Annotated in this window: 15 protein-coding genes and 2 other annotated features; of the genes, 2 read left to right on the top strand and 13 right to left on the bottom strand. The window is 31.9% G+C overall.

Annotated features, from left to right (window positions below):
* Nucleotides 1-8 precede the first annotated feature (8 nt).
* Nucleotides 9-86, bottom strand: a sequence feature (ribosomal protein L21 leader region).
* A gap of 46 nt (nucleotides 87-132) precedes the next feature.
* The 4 genes from mreD to AC1RRU_RS07065 all read right to left on the bottom strand — a co-directional run bounded on the left by mreD (nucleotide 133) and on the right by AC1RRU_RS07065 (nucleotide 2,354).
* The gene (mreD, locus tag AC1RRU_RS07080) at nucleotides 133-642 is read right to left on the bottom strand and encodes a rod shape-determining protein MreD (RefSeq protein ID WP_011275570.1); all 510 of its coding nucleotides are present in this window, start codon (nucleotides 640-642) and stop codon (nucleotides 133-135) included.
* Nucleotides 642-1,478 carry a rod shape-determining protein MreC gene (gene mreC, locus AC1RRU_RS07075; RefSeq protein WP_011275569.1) on the bottom strand — a complete coding sequence of 279 codons (837 nt, stop codon included), beginning with the start codon at nucleotides 1,476-1,478 and terminating at the stop codon, nucleotides 642-644. Before mreC ends, mreD begins: the two co-directional genes overlap by 1 nt.
* 196 nt (nucleotides 1,479-1,674) lie before the next feature.
* A complete protein-coding gene (locus AC1RRU_RS07070; protein WP_011275568.1) occupies nucleotides 1,675-1,797 on the bottom strand; it encodes a hypothetical protein in 123 nt (40 codons plus the stop codon).
* Between the two features lie 80 nt (nucleotides 1,798-1,877).
* A complete protein-coding gene (locus tag AC1RRU_RS07065) occupies nucleotides 1,878-2,354 on the bottom strand; it encodes a DUF4930 family protein (protein ID WP_011275567.1) in 477 nt (158 codons plus the stop codon).
* Nucleotides 2,355-2,522: 168 nt separating this feature from the next.
* Between AC1RRU_RS07065 and AC1RRU_RS07060 the strand changes: the two genes are divergently transcribed.
* A complete protein-coding gene (locus tag AC1RRU_RS07060; protein ID WP_011275566.1) occupies nucleotides 2,523-2,702 on the top strand; it encodes a hypothetical protein in 180 nt (59 codons plus the stop codon).
* 406 nt (nucleotides 2,703-3,108) lie between these two features.
* Here the strand turns inward: AC1RRU_RS07060 and radC are convergent, their stop codons facing one another.
* From radC to AC1RRU_RS07040, 4 genes are all read right to left on the bottom strand, one after another.
* Nucleotides 3,109-3,795, bottom strand: a complete 687-nt coding sequence (radC, locus tag AC1RRU_RS07055) for a RadC family protein (protein ID WP_011275564.1) — start codon at nucleotides 3,793-3,795, stop codon at nucleotides 3,109-3,111.
* 15 nt (nucleotides 3,796-3,810) lie between these two features.
* Nucleotides 3,811-4,506, bottom strand: a complete 696-nt coding sequence (locus AC1RRU_RS07050) for a prepilin peptidase (protein ID WP_076689962.1) — start codon at nucleotides 4,504-4,506, stop codon at nucleotides 3,811-3,813.
* A 192-nt stretch (nucleotides 4,507-4,698) separates the two neighbouring features.
* Nucleotides 4,699-5,961, bottom strand: coding sequence for a bifunctional folylpolyglutamate synthase/dihydrofolate synthase (locus tag AC1RRU_RS07045; protein WP_037569931.1), 1,263 nt, complete (start codon nucleotides 5,959-5,961; stop codon nucleotides 4,699-4,701).
* Between the two features lie 11 nt (nucleotides 5,962-5,972).
* Nucleotides 5,973-8,603 carry a valine--tRNA ligase gene (locus AC1RRU_RS07040; protein ID WP_037569934.1) on the bottom strand — a complete coding sequence of 877 codons (2,631 nt, stop codon included), beginning with the start codon at nucleotides 8,601-8,603 and terminating at the stop codon, nucleotides 5,973-5,975.
* A gap of 43 nt (nucleotides 8,604-8,646) precedes the next feature.
* Nucleotides 8,647-8,865, bottom strand: a binding site (T-box leader).
* A gap of 56 nt (nucleotides 8,866-8,921) precedes the next feature.
* Between AC1RRU_RS07040 and AC1RRU_RS07035 the strand changes: the two genes are divergently transcribed.
* A complete protein-coding gene (locus tag AC1RRU_RS07035) occupies nucleotides 8,922-9,476 on the top strand; it encodes a DNA-3-methyladenine glycosylase I (RefSeq protein ID WP_011275560.1) in 555 nt (184 codons plus the stop codon).
* Nucleotides 9,477-9,602: 126 nt separating this feature from the next.
* Here the strand turns inward: AC1RRU_RS07035 and AC1RRU_RS07030 are convergent, their stop codons facing one another.
* The 5 genes from AC1RRU_RS07030 to hemC form a co-directional block, all read right to left on the bottom strand.
* Nucleotides 9,603-10,679 (bottom strand): AbrB family transcriptional regulator, encoded by a 1,077-nt coding sequence (locus AC1RRU_RS07030; RefSeq protein WP_011275559.1) that lies wholly within the window; start codon nucleotides 10,677-10,679, stop codon nucleotides 9,603-9,605.
* A gap of 80 nt (nucleotides 10,680-10,759) precedes the next feature.
* On the bottom strand, nucleotides 10,760-12,043 hold the full coding sequence (gene hemL, locus AC1RRU_RS07025) for a glutamate-1-semialdehyde 2,1-aminomutase (protein WP_011275558.1): 1,284 nt from the start codon (nucleotides 12,041-12,043) through the stop codon (nucleotides 10,760-10,762).
* Nucleotides 12,044-12,065: 22 nt separating this feature from the next.
* Complete coding sequence (hemB, locus tag AC1RRU_RS07020; RefSeq protein ID WP_011275557.1) at nucleotides 12,066-13,040, bottom strand: porphobilinogen synthase; 975 nt, start codon at nucleotides 13,038-13,040, stop codon at nucleotides 12,066-12,068.
* Nucleotides 13,030-13,710 (bottom strand): uroporphyrinogen-III synthase, encoded by a 681-nt coding sequence (locus AC1RRU_RS07015; protein ID WP_493196486.1) that lies wholly within the window; start codon nucleotides 13,708-13,710, stop codon nucleotides 13,030-13,032. Before AC1RRU_RS07015 ends, hemB begins: the two co-directional genes overlap by 11 nt.
* 26 nt (nucleotides 13,711-13,736) lie before the next feature.
* On the bottom strand, nucleotides 13,737-14,669 hold the full coding sequence (gene hemC, locus AC1RRU_RS07010; protein ID WP_011275555.1) for a hydroxymethylbilane synthase: 933 nt from the start codon (nucleotides 14,667-14,669) through the stop codon (nucleotides 13,737-13,739).
* Nucleotides 14,670-14,699 lie beyond the last annotated feature (30 nt).

Here is a 14,699-nt window from a genome sequence, read left to right as displayed (position 1 = left end):
GCACCTCCTATATTAATAAGTCACGCCATATATAGGTGACATAAAAAAATGTTCTTAAACCTATATTTGAGCGGTTGTATGTAGCTATAAAACTACTCAACTATTGCATCTTACCATTACTAAATACCGGTGTCAATCTTGTATATGAGTTTTTTTCATAAATTTTATAAAAGCTGGGAAAAGTATAATAAGTAAAATGACATTTAATATAATAGTTGGAATCATTCTTAATAAAGTGAAATTGATTATATCAATATTAGCGAATCCAATCACACCATAAATAATTGCTACGTAAATTTCGAAAACAATAATACTAATAATACTCAAAATACAAATCATTGTATAGTCTCGATAAAAAACTTTGAGAAATTTATCAAATATAACGACAAGTGCTAAGTAACCAAACATATATAATCCATAGACACTGCCGACATATATATCAGTTACGATTCCAAACAGAATTGCGAATATTAATCCGATTCCAAAGCCACGATAAATCGTTATCAACAATATATACAACAAAATTAAATGAGGAATAAAATTAAACTCGAAATGACCAAAATGCATTGGGATTAGAAGTCCAATGATACTGTCAATGTAAAACAGTACTACACCAACGATTAAGTACAAAAATACTCTCATCAATTGTCCCTGCTTTCATCGGAAGCATTGTCAGGATCTTTTTTGGCGATATATATATGGCTAATATCGGATAAATTAGCGCCTGTTTTAACTCTAACTTCTTTTGCTAATCCGTACTCATCATTTTCAACTTTGGTCACTTCACCTATGTATAAATCACTTGGTAATTGATCGGCTAACCCACTAGTTACGACCTTATCGCCTTTTGAAATCTTATTTTTATTATTGATATTGCCAATGATTAGTTCTTGATTCTTTTTATCATAGTGATCGATTAAACCAAATACATTTTTAGAATCGTGTTGAATGTTAACAGACAATTTACCTGTTCTAGTGTTAGTAGATAATAAGTCTACTTGTGCTGAAAATTGGTTAACTTTCGTTACTCTTCCAACTAAACCTTCAGCTGTCATTACAGCCATATTTGATTTAACACCGTCTTTATTTCCTTTATCAATGATTACTGTATTCATCCATTGATCAGCATTTCTAGCGATTACAGCACCAGAAATTGGATCATATTTAGAAATATCAGTCATATCTAATTCTTTTTTTAAATCTTTATTTTCCGCTTCTAACTTTTCATTTTTAGCCTCTAGTTGTTTTATTTTCTTGTTGTCAGTTGTTTTATTTGAGCTAAAAAGATTATTTATCGCTCCAGTAACAAAATTGACAGGATAGCTCACGACTCTTTGCCCAAGAGAAACAGAATCCCCCACATATTGTTCAGGAGGTGATTGTGTATGTGACCTTAAGGACAAACCAATCAGTGCAATAAAAATTATAACAGCACAAAAAACAACAATTAATTTGTTATTTTTAAAAAACTTTTGCACTCATAACACCTCTACAAATTCTAATTTAAATCATCCTTTATTATTTTATATTACTCGTTGTTTGAAATAAAGCACTAAGTTCATTCTATATCAACATCTTTGAATAAAAAAGAGATTAGATAGCACGACTATTTCGCAATGCGTAAAATAGTTAGTGGTACCTAATCTTAATAAACTCAGTATGAACTCAATTTAGTTATTTATCTTTATCCTTTTTATCATCGTCACTATAAAGTTTTTCATCTTTTCTCCATTTAGCGAAAAGATTTTGTGCTTTAGCTTGTTCATTTGCTTGTTTTTCTTTAGATTGTTCAGACATGTATCACACCAACCTTTGAAATATAGTTTATAACTTAACCATAACGTAGAAAATAAACTAGTTCAATTATGAAAACTTAATTAATATGCATCAAAAGGCTTTAATTCAATATATTGACCAAGTGCATTCAAATCTTGTTCCATTTCTATTTCAGTTCGATATACTTTTATCTGATCACTACCAAATTTATAAATAATGAATTCGTCATTACGTTGTCCAGCAATGTAATTTTCATTATATCCCATTCTTCCTAAGCCTGATACCGCCATAAACTCTTTCTTATCTATGTATTTAAATACATTTCTTGTTTGACTTGCCGGGATATTTTGTAAAATATCATTATCCTCAAGCACATAACGCTTACCATTTGTTGATATGTTATGAGGACGATCTAAATTGTTTGGTAAGTTATTCAACTGCTCATTGTTTATAGAATGATTTATCGGATTCCAATCTTGATCTCTTAGAAATGGTGCATATTTTAATGCAAAATATATAATACAAATAATAGCTATAACTGCAATGGTATTTTTTATAATACTAAGAAAAAACCGCATTAAATACCCTCCAATAGTAATCTTTATTATTATAATAGAACAATATAATATCAACATCAGTCTTTAGCATGATAATGGTATGTACTAAAGTATGATTCCAAATTAATCATGGATGCTTTATAATAAGATTATATTATCGTTTATGGATATTCATGAGGAGTGTTGATAATGAGTATTGTGAGTATCATTTTAATTGCATTACTTGTGATATTGTTATTTAGAGTTGGGTTTGCAATTCTTAGATTTATAATATCTGCAGCCTTAATATTATTAGGATTATATTTAGGATATCAAGGCATACTTTGGATTATGGAAAATTTCCAAGTACTATCAGCCTATATTCAATAAATTATTAAACTAGCCATGTCTCAATTTTGTAGGATTGATATTGCAATGGCTAGTTTTATTTTTTAAATGTATGTGTCAGATAGTTAAATAATTTATATACACCTGATAATAATAGTCCCCATATTACCCCTGTAATTAACGAGGCAAAAATTAATGATGCTATATTAATATTTTGACCGCTAATTAGTACACCTATCACAGTAAATATGACAATTCCTATCATAGATAAAACAATTGTCGTGAACATTTCCTTGAGTCCAATCGTATGTTCTTTGATTGTCAGTCTAAGAACATAAACTACTGGTATCAAAATCCCTATTATTAAAAATAATGTCATAATGCACCTCTATAAAATTTTTCAACCATAATTATACAGGATTACTAATATTTTAAACAAATGATACCATTAATTTCTCAAGTCAAAGTAACCTTCTTCTACTAAACTAGCATATTTTTGATCACCAATAATTATATGATCAAGGACTTGAATTCCTAGTAATTCACCACATTCCTTTAACCTAATTGTTGTTTCTATATCTTCTTTAGAAGGTGTGACATCGCCAGAAGGATGATTATGCAAAACTATAATCGCATTACTAGATGCTCTAATAGCTGCTTTGAAAACTTCGCGTGGATGTATTACTGAAGAATTCAATGTCCCTTTGTAAATCGTTTCTTCTTTTATCACAATATTTTTAGAGTTTAATAGAAGTACTACAAAATGTTCTTGAGTCAAATCTTTCATTTTTGACATCATAATATTAGATACATCACTTGGTGATGTTATTTTAATTTTTTCATTAAAATCTCTAGCATACATTCTTTCACCTAATTCAAAAGCAGCTTTAAGGATGACTGCTTTATAGAGTCCAATTCCTTTAATTGTTGTTAAATCATTAATTGATAAATGTTTTAGTTCTTTCAAACCATTAAAGCTAATCAGTAATTCATTAGCAATATCTAAACTTGAAAATCCGTGTCTTCCTGTATTTATAAGAATTGCTAATAACTCACTATTGGATAAACTTTTTGCTCCATTGTGAATAAGACGCTCTCTAGGTAATTCAGACTTTGCCATACTTTTAATTCTCAAACTAGATCAACCTTTCTAAATGTATAATAGCGTGTTCTGGTATAAATAATTTGTCATTATAAAACCAATAAACATGAATGGTACAAATGGAATATAAGTTTGCTGTTTCATTATTAATAAAATTGAAGAAACTATAATAGCGATTAAAAGCGTATAAAGGAGAAATATCAAATAAAAGTGATATGGAAAAAAACAAGATAAGATACTTAAAAGTAATATATCACCATATCCTATTTGTCTTGGAAAAAGAAAATAGTATAGATGAAATATTAAAGTGAAGAATATAAAGGTTGAAAAATAAATCATCGTGATTTTTGCACATACAATAGTATATAGAATTATCATGACTATATTAATTGTTAATGTTTGAAGGTCATATAATGCCATTGTAAGAAGGAATAAATAAGTAGTAATAAACAGAGAGAAGTGTACATTAGTATCAAAATTAATTATTAAAGGGATAATTAAGAAGGCAAAGCATTCTCCAAAAATATAATGACGTTTTAACTTTTGATTACAACAATGAGATTTTCCTTTTAAAATAAAAAAGCTAAATATAGGTACTAATTCGAACCAACCTAATTTACGACCGCAATGATCACACTTGGAACGCCTAACCAGATAATTCAAATTCAAACTGTTAGTATTGGTAAGATGGTATAAAAAACTAAACAAAACACTACAAACATAAGATATTAAAAACACTAGCATCACCTAAATTAATTATAACTATTTAATCTTGAAAGTAAATGAGTTGTATCATTTATTTTATAAATAAATAATAGTATTTAATAAAAATGTTAATCTCATTATCAATAACTAAAATTTAGTGATAAACAAATATCCCCGAGTCACATAGGTATAAAGTTAGCCTAAATGACTTGAGGATATACTATTTCAAATTTAAAATTCAGTTTTACTTTTTACTTCACTTATAAAATATAAACTACCTGTAATTAATAACCCATTGCCATCATAATTGTTTATAAAAGAAACATAATCATCAATAAATTCAATATGCTCTAAATTTACTTGTTCTGACAACTCATCTTTAGTCAATGCTTTAGGGAAGTCGAATTCAGTGAAATATAGGTGATTTGAGATTTCTTCTAGTTTATTAAGCATGCCATGCACTGGTTTACCTTTTATCGCCGAGAAAAGAACGTCCATTTTTTCGTTATCGTAATAATTCTTAATCGTATCAATTAAAGCTTCAATACTTTCGTTATTGTGGGCTCCATCTATAATGATTAATGGATTCTCTTTTACTTGTTCAATACGACCAGTCCAACTAACACTCTCAATAGCATCAATCATCTTATTAAAATCTAACGTAATAATTTCTTGTTCATATAGCTCAATCAATGCAGTAATTGCAAGCGCTGCATTTTCTTTTTGATGTTCACCAAGCATGTTTAAAATAATTGTTTCTAGCTCATAGTCCTTATAACGATAAGTAAATTCATCGCCTTGTGAAACAACCACAATCTCACGGTCTAATTCAATTGGTTTAGCCTCACTACTTTCAGCTAGGTCTCTAATATATTTTAATGCTTCCTCGTTTTTAACAGCATAAATCACAGGTATATTAGGTTTAATAATGGCACCTTTGTCTTTTGCAATATCTAAATAAGTGTTACCTAAAATATCAGTATGATCTAATCCAATACTTGTAAGTACTGAGAGAATTGGGTTAAACACATTAGTGGAGTCATTTTTTATACCTAACCCCGCTTCAACTACAACAAAATCAACTGGGTGAATTTGTCCAAAGTATACAAACATCATTGTTGTAATGATTTCAAACTCAGTAGCACCACCTAGTTCAGTTTCCTGCTCTAAGACTTCACTAATTGGTTTAACTATTTCGACTAATTCAACAATCTCGTCATTTGTAATTGGAAGTCCATTTAGACTAATTCTTTCATTAAAAGTTTCAATAAATGGAGAAGTAAACGTTCCTACCTCATAACCATTTTCCACTAAAGCGGCTCTAATATAAGCTACAGTTGAGCCTTTACCATTTGTACCACCAACATGTATGCCTCTAATATTTAATTGAGGGTTATTCAAACGATCTAGCATCCACTCCATACGTTTTACACCAGGTTTGATACCAAATTTAGTTCTCTCATGTATCCAATACAAACTCTCTAGGTAATTCATTGGCGATTCTCCTATGCTTTTAATTGTTCAATTCTGTTTTTCACACCATCATATTTTTCTTGATAACGTTGTTGTTTTTCTTTTTCTTCGTTGATAACTTTTTCAGGCGCTTTATTAACAAAATTTTCATTAGATAATTTTTTATCAACACGATCAAGTTCTTTTTGTAATTTATCTAATTCTTTTTCTAAGCGTGCAATTTCTTTATCCATATCAATTAAACCTTCTAAAGGTAATACAACTTTACCAGCGATTACCACTGCAGTCATTGCTTTTTCAGGAATATCAATATGTGTATCAATCGTTAATTCACTAGGATTACAGAATTTATGAATATAATCTTCATTTTCAATTAGTGTTGCTTTAATATTTTCATCTTTGGCTTGAATGTAAATAGGTATAGCTTTAGAAAGTGGCGTATTTACTTCAACACGAGATTGTCTTACAGATTTGATAATTTCAACTAATTGTTGCATCGTTTGCTTACTTTCTTCAAATACAAGCTCTTCCCTAACCGTTGGCCATGATGCTTTTACAATTGTTTCTCCTTCATGTGGAAGACTTTGCCATATCTTCTCAGTAACAAAAGGCATAAATGGATGTAACATTCTCATAATTTGATCTAGTGTATAACTTAAAACAGAACGTGTCGTTTGTTTTTGTGCTTCATCTTCACCGTTCATTGGTATTTTACTCATTTCAATATACCAATCACAGAACTCGTCCCAAATGAAATTATATAGCGCACGACCAACTTCACCAAACTCATACTTTTCACTTAAATTAGTAACTGTTTCAATCGTCTCATTCAAACGAGTTAAAATCCATTTATCCGCTAAAGAAAGGTTTCCAGTTAAATCGATATCCTCAAATTTAAATTCATCACCTATATTCATTAAGCTAAAACGCGCACCGTTCCATATTTTATTAATGAAATTCCAAACAGACTCTACTTTCTCAGTAGAATAACGTAAGTCATGACCAGGTGATGATCCTGTTGCCAAGAAATATCTTAAGCTATCTGCTCCATATTCTTCAATTACATCCATAGGATCTACACCATTACCTAAAGATTTACTCATTTTCCGACCGTCTTCAGCTCGAACTAAACCATGAAGTAAAACATCATTGAATGGTCTTCTGTCAGTGAATTCAAGACCTTGGAATATCATTCTTGCAACCCAGAAGAAAATAATGTCATATCCAGTAACAAGTGCATTAGTTGGATAGTAACGTTTAAAATCATCTGCATCAATATTCGGCCAACCTAAAGTTGAAAATGGCCACAATGCACTAGAGAACCAAGTATCTAGAACATCTTCATCTTGCACCCAATTATCAATATCTTTAGGCGCTTCTTCACCAACATAAATTTCACCAGTTTCTTTATGGTACCAAGCAGGTATTTGATGACCCCACCATAATTGTCTAGAAATTGTCCAGTCTCTAATTTCTTCCATCCAACGATTGAAAGTGTTCTCAAAACGTGGTGGATAAAAATCGATGCGATCATCTGTTTTTTGATTATCAAGTGAACGTTGCGCTAACGGTTTCATTTTTACAAACCATTGCGTTGATAAGTATGGTTCAACAACAGCACCTGAGCGTTCAGAATGACCAACTGAATGAACATGTTCTTCAATCTTAATGACTAGATCTTGCGCTTTTAAATCTTCAACTAATTGTTTACGACATTCAAATCGATCTAATCCAGCATATTTATCAGCTTTATCGTTCATTTTACCATTTTCATCCATGACAATAATGTTCTCTAAACTATGTCGTTGACCAATCTCAAAATCATTTGGATCATGTGCAGGCGTTACCTTCATAGCACCACTACCAAAATCAATATCAACATACTCATCAGCTAATATCGGTAACTCTCGACCAACAATTGGTAATATAACTTTCTTACCAATTACATCTTTGTAGCGATCATCATTAGGATTAACAACTATGGCAGTATCTCCTAACATTGTCTCAGGTCTTGTTGTCGCAATTTCAATATAGCCATCACCATCAGCGTAAGGATATTTAAAATGATAGAAATGACCTTGCACATCCTCATGAATTACTTCAATATCTGATAAAGCCGTTCTAGCTTCAGGATCCCAGTTAATAATACGTTCACCACGATAAATTATGCCTTTATTGTATAAGTCAACGAAGACTTTTCTTACTGCCTTACTTAACCCATCATCTAGAGTAAAACGCTCTCTGCTATAATCTAGCCCCAAACCTAATTTAGCCCATTGTTGGCGTATAAATGACGCATATTCTTCTTTCCATGACCAAGCGTGTTCTAGGAACTTCTCGCGTCCGATATCATGACGAGAAATACCTTGTTCTTTTAATTTAGCATCTACCTTTGCTTGAGTAGCAATACCTGCATGGTCCATACCAGGTAGATATAGTGTGTCATACCCTTGCATACGTTTCATACGCGTAATAATATCTTGTAAAGTTGTATCCCATGCATGTCCAAGGTGTAATTTTCCTGTCACATTGGGTGGTGGAATTACAATTGTATATGTCTCTTTTGACTTGTCTTCTGAGGGTTTGAAATAATCATTCTTTACCCATTCTTCATAACGCCCAGCCTCAACTTCGCGTGGATTATACTTAGGCTCCATATTCATCGATTAAAACCTCCTAATAATTAAAAAAACATCCTCCTAAATAATATAGGACGGATGTTCCGTGGTACCACCTAAATTCAAGTATAAATTAATATACTTGCACTTAATTTGATTAACGCTCAAACACGCTTTTATCTACTAATTAATGGTTCAATAAAAGTTCAAGTGGGCTACCTTCAGATTGAATGTTATACATATTTACACCAACCATATGCTCTCTGTGCTATCATTCAAACTTACTCTTCCCAATAATATATTTCATTACTTAATTATAGTATAATGGAAATCGTGATAAGTCAATCTCTTGGAGGTATATTTATGAATGAATGTGCATTTAGCACAAAAGACCCGACTTACTTAGATTATCATGACAATGTTTGGGGTCAACCTATATATGATAGCAAAGCCCTATTTAAACTAATGGCTTTAGAATCTCAACATGCTGGATTATCTTGGCTAACCATTTTAAAAAAGAAACAATCTTACGAACAGGCATTTTACAACTTTGAGCCAAGCAAAATTGCTCAGATGTCTACGAAAGATATAGATGATTTAATGGAATTTCCTAACATTGTTCATAATCGTAAAAAGTTAGAAGCGATTGTATCACAAGCACAAGGTTATTTTGAAATAGAAAAGGACTTTGGTAGTTTTAGTAATTTCCTTTGGTCATATGTTAATCATCAACCTATAGATTTGAACTATACAACTGCCTCAGAAAGAATTACAGTTGACGATCGTGCTAAACAATTATCTAAAGACTTAAAAAAATATGGTTTTAAATTTTTAGGACCAGTAACTGTTTTTTCATTTTTAGAAGCGGCAGGTCTATATGATGCCCATTTGAAAGGATGCCCATCTAAACCTTCTTAAAATTAATATAGATTGTGTCATAGAGTGCAATTTAAGAAATGAGTCGAATAGTTATTGTAAGTAGAAGGTTTTATCAATCCTCTCTTATTTCAAGTATACTAACGCTTAAACTTTACATGACACAACCTATCTTTTTTGATGAAATTTTGATATACCACCACGTAAGAAAAAGCCAATGACAGGCGCTACTACAAATAAAATAAAAAAGATTCTAAATATGTGGAAACTAGAAATCATAGCCACATCTGCCCCAGTTGCCATAGCAACTAAAACAATTTGACTCATACCTCCTGGCGCTCCGCCTAAAAACAACTCATTAATATTATTATTTGTAAATATGTGCACAATATATACCATGATAAATGATCCAATAATTAGAAAGACATTTTGATAAATGATTGCAACGGCAATTCGACCTTTTAAATCGGAAAGTAAATTGGCAATCTGCAATCCAATTCTAATCATATAAATCACTTGTGCAGTAGCAAGAATATAATTATCTAATGTAAATGTGTGATGTGTAGTTAAATTCCATATTACTAACACGACAATAGGGGCCAATAATTGCTTAGTAGGAAAATTAATTTTAGCCATAAGGCTATAAATGATTGCAATACAACACATTAATATTATTATTTGTGATAAGTTTAGTACTTCCGTTAATGGAGGTGATTTAATAGAAGTTGTTTCATTTCCACCATCACTACTAAAGAAATAAGAAATTAAGGGTACTAATATCACGACGAATATAACGCGAGACGTTTGAGTTAAACTCACTACGAGAATATTTGCCTTTTTATTTTCCTCTGCCATAATTAGCATTTGACTTAAAGCACCTGGAATGACACTTAATATAGCTGTCTCAGTGTTTACTCTTGCTATTTTTTTGAAAAAGAAGGCGATCAATAGAGATAAAACTAATAGTAATAGTGTAATAACAACAATTATCAACCAATCATTTTTAATATCATGCAACACTTCAGACGTAAATGTTAATCCAATTTGCACCCCTAATAGAATCAATCCAATTTGACTAAGCCAGAATGGCCATTTAACCTCTAATTTAAATACTTTAATGACGATTATCGATGCAATAATCGGACCGAACATAAATGGTAAAAGAACGTGCGCAACATGTAATAACAAACTTATAACAATAGCAGTCACTAATAGAATAAAGTTATTGGTCCATACATTTTTCATTATGTAGCCACTTCTTTCATTAAAAATGAGGTTAAGACGTCATCTAGTTGAAAGTCCTAACCTCATTTTATTTCATAACATTATACAATACGACTTAAAGCAGTATCAAATGCTTGGATTGTTTTTTCAATGTCTTCTTTACTATGTGCTGTAGATAAGAATGTTCCCTCAAATTGAGAAGGTGGTAGGAATACACCTTCTTTAGCCATTTCACGATACATTTGACTGAACAATTCTAAATTACTTTTATTTGCTTCTTCAAAGTTAGTTACTGGTCCTTCATTTAAGAAATATCCAATCATAGAACCAGCTCGATTAATAGTAATTGGGACATTATGTTTGCTAAATACTTTTTTTAGTCCTTCTTCTAAGATATCACCTAATTCTTGGAAATACTCATAAGATTCAGGTGTTAATTGACTTAGAGTTTCGTAACCACTCGTCATTGCTAATGGGTTCCCGGATAATGTTCCAGCTTGATAAATATTTCCAACTGGAGCAACTTTGTCCATAATCTCTTTTCTACCGCCAAACGCACCTACTGGTAATCCACCACCAATAACTTTACCTAAACATGTAAGATCTGGTGTTACACCAAAGTAACCTTGCGCACAATTGTACCCTACTCGGAAACCTGTCATTACTTCATCAAATATTAATAGCGCCCCATAGTCATTTGTAATCTCACGTAACCCTTGTAGGAATCCATCTTTAGGAGGTACAACGCCCATATTACCAGCAACTGGTTCTACGATAATTCCAGCGATATCATCTCCATAATTTTCGAAAGCAATTTTAATTGCTTCTAAATCATTATACGGAACTGTAATCGTATTCTTAGCAGTACCTTCTGGGACACCAGGTGAGTCTGGTAATCCTAGTGTTGCAACACCAGAACCCGCTTTAATTAATAAAGAATCACTATGACCGTGATAGCATCCTTCAAATTTAATAATCTTATTTCTTCCAGTATAACCACGAGCCAATCTTAACGCTGCTAACGTTGCCTCAGTTCCTGATGAAACCATACGCACTTTTTCAATTGATGGTACGCGTTCGATTACTAATTCTGCAAGTTTGTTTTCTTCTAAGGTAGATGCTCCGAAGCTTGTTCCTCTATTAACAGCCTCATGTAGTTTTTTTATAACTTGTTCGTTTTTATGACCTAGAATTAAAGGTCCCCAGCTTAATACATAGTCAATATACTCGTTACCATCGATATCATAAATTCTTGATCCTTTTGCATGATCCATAAAAATCGCTGGTGTATCTACTGATTTAAATGCTCTTACAGGACTATTAACGCCACCTGGCATTAAATTTTCAGCAATTTTCATCGCTTCAATCGATTTCTCGTAACCCATATCAAAATCCTCCTAAAATTAATTATTTATCTAAGTAATGGCAAATATCTTTCGCAAAGTAAGTAATAATCATATCTGCACCTGCACGTTTCATTGAAACCATTTGTTCCATAACAACACGTTCTTCATCTATCCAACCATTTTGTGCTGCTGCTTTTGTCATTGCATACTCACCACTTACGTTATAAGCAATAACAGGAATATTTGTATTGTTTTTAACGTCTCTTACAATATCTAAATAACTTAGCGCAGGTTTTACTATCATCATATCAGCGCCCTCTTTTAAGTCACTTTCAAGTTCACGAAATGCTTCTAAGCGATTCGCTGGGTCCATTTGGTAAGTCTTTCTGTCACCAAAAGAAGGTGCAGAATCAGCCGCATCTCTAAATGGACCAAAGAAACTTGATGCATATTTGATACCATAACTCATAATTGGAATATTGTAATAGCCGGCATTATCTAGACCTTTACGAATTTCTGCAACAAAACCGTCCATCATATTACTTGGTGCGATAATGTCTGCTCCCGCTTCAACTTGTGAGATAGCTGTTTTAACAAGTAAAGGTAATGATTTATCATTATCTACATCATGAGTGTGATCATCAATAACACCACAATGTCCATGATCTGTATATTCACATAAACATGTATCTGCTACAATTAATAAATCTTTATGCAATTCTTTAGCCTTTCGTGTTGCTTCTTGGATAATACCATTATGATCATATGCACCAGAACCTACGTCATCTTTAGCATTTGGTACACCAAAGAACATGATTGCTCTAATACCTAGTTCATATGCCTCATTTATTTCATCATCTAATAAATTCAAGCTTATTTGGTAAACGCCTGGAAGTGATTTAATCTCACTTTTTACGTTATCTTTTTCAACTACGAATATTGGATAAATTAAATCTTCTTTTCTAACATGGTTTTCTCTAACTAAATTACGCATTGACTCTGATGAGCGTAATCGTCTATGTCTATCAAATTTCATTATTATACCAACTTTCAATAATTTTATTTATAAGTGATTCCGAAGTTTGTTTATCAGCTATTAATGGCTTGAGACCGTTCTTTCGTAATGTGTTAGCAGTTTGGGCCCCAATAGCAACATACTTATCAAAACCACAAGGAACGTCATGCTTTATATATGCATTTACTGCAGAAGAACTTGAAAATGTTAACGCATGAACTTTGTGATGTTCTATCAATTGAATGACTTCTCTAATATTCCTATCATTAGGAATAGGTTTATATAAATCGATTTTAGTCACTATATTGTTTTGTGCTAATGTATGTTGGAGTTTGGGACGCGCTTCAGCACTACTCGGTATGAGAATGCTTTGTTGATCCTTTTTAAACTGATTCAAAAATCCTTCTTGAGAGTAGTCATTAGGTATAAAATCAACATTAATTTTAAGCGCTTCACAAAGTTCGGCAGTTTTCTGTCCAATGACAGCCACATATTTAACATCTAATTGATTTAAATATTTATAAAATATGCGAACCGCATTTTTAGAAGAAAAAATAATCCAGTCATATTTATGATGCAAAACTTGAGTATCAAATTCAAGTGATTGAATTTCTATAAATGGCTTATGTATTATTTCCACTAAATCACTATTAAATTCACTCGATTGCGTCATAACTACAACTGGTTTCATATTTCATTACACCTCAATAATCTGGTTTAATGCGCTTGCTCTTCATTTAGTTTTTTGATTATTTCATAAGCACCCTGTTCTTTTAAAACACGGCTGACTGCTTCACCTAAATCAACAGGATTTTTACCAACTTCTGTGTGCTCATATCTCTTTGTACCGTCTGGAGTCATAATTAACCCAGTAAATTCAATTTCACCATTTTCCTTATTAGTTGCATACCCTCCAATAGGTACTTGACAACTACCATCCATAGCTGAAAGGAATGTTCTTTCAGCTGTAACACAATTCGCTACTGCTTGATTATGAACTTTACTTAATAATTCCAATAGTTCGACATCATCACTACGACACTCTATACCTAATGCACCTTGTCCAATAGCTGGTAATAAAATATCTTTGTCCAGATAAGTCGTTACAATATCATCTGACCAACCCATACGTCTAAGTCCTGCAGCAGCTAAAATAATTGCATCATAATCTTCTATTTCTAATTTTTTAAGTCGAGTGTCAATATTTCCTCTTATCCATTTAATTTCTAAGTTTGGATATTTAGATAAAATTTGAGCACCACGTCTTAATGAACTCGTACCAATAATACTACCATCCGGTAATTCATTTAAAGGTATATGATTTTTAGAAATATAAGCATCAAATGGAACTTCTCTATCAGGTATGCAACCTAGTGTTAAACCTTCAGGAATGATACTTGGTACATCTTTAAGTGAGTGTATTGCCATGTCAATTTCTTTGTCAAAAAGTTCTTGTTGGATTTCTTTAACAAATAGTCCTTTACCGCCCACTTTAGATAATTGTTTATTTACGATGCGGTCACCTTTAGTGACAATCTCCTTAATTTCTATTTCAAGTGTTGGATCCACCGCTTTTAACTTATCTATAAATTGTTGACTCTGAGTTAAGGCAAGCTTACTTCTACGTGAGCCTACAACCAATTTGCGCATAATTGTTGCCTCCTAATGACATTTGAAAAT

Source organism: Staphylococcus sp. GW821-FHT11H10, assembly GCF_058807855.1.
The sequence above is the reverse complement of the archived record's forward strand: the minus strand, read 5'-3'. Positions and strand labels throughout refer to the sequence as shown.

Coding starts and splice junctions, on each gene's coding strand:
- hemL (WP_011275558.1), bottom strand. CDS start 12,043: ATGGGTTACGAGAAATCGATTGAAGCGATGAAAATTGCTGAAAATTTA.
- AC1RRU_RS07050 (WP_076689962.1), bottom strand. CDS start 4,506: ATGCTAGTGTTTTTAATATCTTATGTTTGTAGTGTTTTGTTTAGTTTT.
- AC1RRU_RS07060 (WP_011275566.1), top strand. CDS start 2,523: ATGAGTATTGTGAGTATCATTTTAATTGCATTACTTGTGATATTGTTA.
- AC1RRU_RS07015 (WP_493196486.1), bottom strand. CDS start 13,710: ATGAAACCAGTTGTAGTTATGACGCAATCGAGTGAATTTAATAGTGAT.
- AC1RRU_RS07065 (WP_011275567.1), bottom strand. CDS start 2,354: ATGCGGTTTTTTCTTAGTATTATAAAAAATACCATTGCAGTTATAGCT.
- AC1RRU_RS07040 (WP_037569934.1), bottom strand. CDS start 8,603: ATGAATATGGAGCCTAAGTATAATCCACGCGAAGTTGAGGCTGGGCGT.
- AC1RRU_RS07030 (WP_011275559.1), bottom strand. CDS start 10,679: ATGAAAAATGTATGGACCAATAACTTTATTCTATTAGTGACTGCTATT.
- AC1RRU_RS07070 (WP_011275568.1), bottom strand. CDS start 1,797: ATGTCTGAACAATCTAAAGAAAAACAAGCAAATGAACAAGCTAAAGCA.
- AC1RRU_RS07045 (WP_037569931.1), bottom strand. CDS start 5,961: ATGAATTACCTAGAGAGTTTGTATTGGATACATGAGAGAACTAAATTT.
- mreD (WP_011275570.1), bottom strand. CDS start 642: ATGAGAGTATTTTTGTACTTAATCGTTGGTGTAGTACTGTTTTACATT.
- hemC (WP_011275555.1), bottom strand. CDS start 14,669: ATGCGCAAATTGGTTGTAGGCTCACGTAGAAGTAAGCTTGCCTTAACT.
- AC1RRU_RS07035 (WP_011275560.1), top strand. CDS start 8,922: ATGAATGAATGTGCATTTAGCACAAAAGACCCGACTTACTTAGATTAT.
- hemB (WP_011275557.1), bottom strand. CDS start 13,040: ATGAAATTTGATAGACATAGACGATTACGCTCATCAGAGTCAATGCGT.